The following is a 2913-nucleotide window of genomic DNA, read 5'->3' on the forward strand; positions in this document are numbered from 1 at the left end:
CGGCCCGCGCCCAGGCGACGGCCGGCACTCCGGGAACGGGCGCACCGGAGAGCCGACCCTCGCCGCCACCCCGGCCGCCAACGGCGCCCTGACGGGCTTCGCCGTGCTGAGCCCGGCCGAGCGCGAGCAGATCGAGGACGCCGCCGAGGAGGACCGGCACTGGCTGGCGGTGCGCGCCGTAACCGCCAAGCGGGCCCTGGTCGCGGCGGCCGGCCAGGACGCCGATCCCGCCCTGACCACCTTCCCCGACCTGGCCGACCCCGGCCCCTGGCGGCCCCAGGACGACACATGGCAGGCCGACGACGGCCCGTGGCGAGGCGACGACGGCCCCGGCCTCGGCACACCCCACTGGCAGGTCGTACACCTGCCCCTGCACACCTCACAGGGGGAAGCGTTGGGAGCAGTCGCGGTGCCGCACGACAGGGTGCGGCTGAGATTCGACACGCTGACCGAACAGGCGAGGTGACCCGGTGAGCGTGGTGACCACCGGGCCGCTCGTACACGACCTGGTCACGGCCCAGGCCCGCCGCACCCCGGACGCGACCGCGGTACGGCAGTGGGAGACGGCCCTCACCTACGGCGAGCTGACCACGGCCGCCAACGCGCTGGCTCACCGGCTGCGCGAACAGGGCGCCAGACCCGAGGTGCTGATCGGGGTGTGCGCCCGCCGCACCCCCGACCTGCTCGTCGCCGTGCTCGGGGTCCTGCTGTCCGGAGGCGCGTACGTGCCCCTCGACCCCTCACACCCGCGCGCCCGGCTGGCCACGATCATCGAGGACGCCGGGATCACCACCGTCGTCGCCGACGCCACCGGAGGCGACCTGCTGGCCGGCCTGCCCGTCCACGTCCTGCCACCGCGCCACGGCGAGCGGCCCGATCCGCCGCCGCCGCTCGCCCGCCCGGCCAACGCCGCCTACACCCTCTACACCTCCGGATCGACCGGCAGGCCGAAGGGCGTCACGGTCAGCCACGCCGCGGTGGTGTCGTTCGCCACGATGGCCGGCCAGGTGTTCGGGCTGGACGCCGGCTGCCGCTCCATCGGGTTCGCGGCTCTGGGGTTCGACGTGTCGGTGCTCGACATCTTCGCCCCCCTGGCCAGGGGCGGGTCCGTCATGCTCGTGCCCGACGGCGACCGCGTCGACCCCGCACGGCTCCAGCGGTTCCTCGAACGGCACCACGTCACGTGGGGCACCATCCCGCCGGCGCTGCTGCCGCTGCTCGACCCCTGCCGGCTGCCCGAGCTGCGCGACCTGCTCACCGCCGGCGAGCCGGCGGGCCCCGAGCAGGTCGCCCGCTGGACCCGGCCCGGACCGCGCCGCTTCCACAACTGGTACGGCCCCACCGAGACCACGGTGTGCGTGGTCGGGACCGAGCTCGACGGCAGCTGGACCAGGCCCCTGCCCATCGGCCACGCCCTGCCGGGCTCCGTCGCCCGCATCCTGGACGAGGAGCTGCGGCCCTGCCCGCCGGGCACGCCGGGCGAGCTGTGCATCGGCGGCCCGCAGCTCGCCCGCGGCTACCTGAACCGGCCGGGCCTGACCGCCGACCGGTTCGTCCCCGATCCGTGCGGGGAGCCGGGCGCGCGCCTGTACCGCACCGGTGACCAGGTGGTGCTGGAGAGCGACGGCCGGATCGGCTTCCTGGGGCGGCTGGACCGCCAGGTGAAGATCCAGGGGCAGCGGGTGGAGATCGGCGAGGTCGAGGCGGTGCTGCGCACCCATCCCGCGATCCGCCAGGCCGTGGCCGACGTCGCCACCGCCGCGTCCGGGCTGAAGGAGCTGGTCGCCTACCTGACGCCGCAGGACGCGCCCGGCCTGGAGGGCGTGCGCGGCCACTGCCGCGAGCAGGTCCCCCCGTACATGATCCCCACCCGGGTCGTCCGCCTGCCGGTGCTGCCCATGACGGTGGCGGGCAAGGTGGACATGGCCGCGCTGCGCGCACTCACCGGCCCTGCCACAAGCCCTGGCACGGCCGCCACCGCCGCGGCCCCCGCCGAGCAGGAGTCCTCGCCCGCCCGGCGGCCCCCGCGTACCGGCACCGAACGGGCCGTCGCCGCGGCCTGGGCACAGGCGTTCGCCACCGCCGAACCCGGGCTCGACGACGACTTCTTCGCCGCCGGCGGCCACTCCCTGCTCGCCATGCGCCTGACCGCCCTGCTCGGCGGCGCGCTGCGCAGGCGCGTCGCCGTCGAGGACGTGCTGTCCGGCCGTACCGTGGCCGGGATCGCCCGCCGCGCCGAGGACGCCCCGCCCCTGCGGGACGAACCGCCGGGCGTGGCCCCCGCCGCGCTGTCGCCGATCCAGCGGCGCATGTGGTTCGTCGAACGGCTCGCCCCCGGCACCCCCGCGCACAACATCGCCATGGCGCAACGCCTCATCGGCCCGCTCGACGTGCCCGCGCTGCGCGCCGCGCTGACCGCCGTGGCCGACCGCCACGAGGCGCTGCGCTGGCGCGTCCCCCAGTCCGGCGGCGTCCCCTCTGTCACCGTCGCACCGCCCGGCGAGGTCCCGCTGCCCGTCGAGGACGTCACCGAGCCGCGCCTCGCCGAACACCTGGAGGCCGAGGCCCGCCGGACGTTCGACCTGGAATCGGGGCCGCTGTGGCGGGCCAGGCTGCTCCGCCTGTCCGCCGGGGAGCACGTCCTGGCGATCACGGCGCACCACCTGGTGTTCGACGGCTGGTCCCAGAGCGTGCTGTACGAGGACATCGGCGCGGCCTACCGCGGCGAGCGGCTCGCACCGGCGTCCGTATCGGCGTCCGTACCGGCGTCCGCACTGCGGTCCGCACTGCCGTCGGCGCCGGCGCCCGCCTCGGCGGGGGGCTACACCTCCTGGCTGGCCGCCCGCGAGACCGCCGCCGACCTGGACTGGTGGGCCGCCCACCTCGCCGGCGCGCCCACCGTGCTGGACCTGC

2 protein-coding genes are annotated in these 2913 nt (G+C 76.6%); both read left to right on the forward strand.

The genetic code is table 11. From position 1 onward, the window contains the following. On the forward strand, window positions 1-466 hold a 466-nt coding region (locus DQW85_RS24920; RefSeq protein WP_205315386.1), incomplete at its 5' end, for a hypothetical protein. Window positions 467-470: 4 nt separating this feature from the next. Then, window positions 471-2913, forward strand: a 2443-nt coding sequence (locus DQW85_RS24925) for an amino acid adenylation domain-containing protein (RefSeq protein WP_240197409.1), incomplete at its 3' end; no start/stop codon positions are given.

Source organism: Nonomuraea lactucae (assembly GCF_003313395.1).
Lineage (GTDB): Bacteria > Actinomycetota > Actinomycetes > Streptosporangiales > Streptosporangiaceae > Nonomuraea > Nonomuraea lactucae.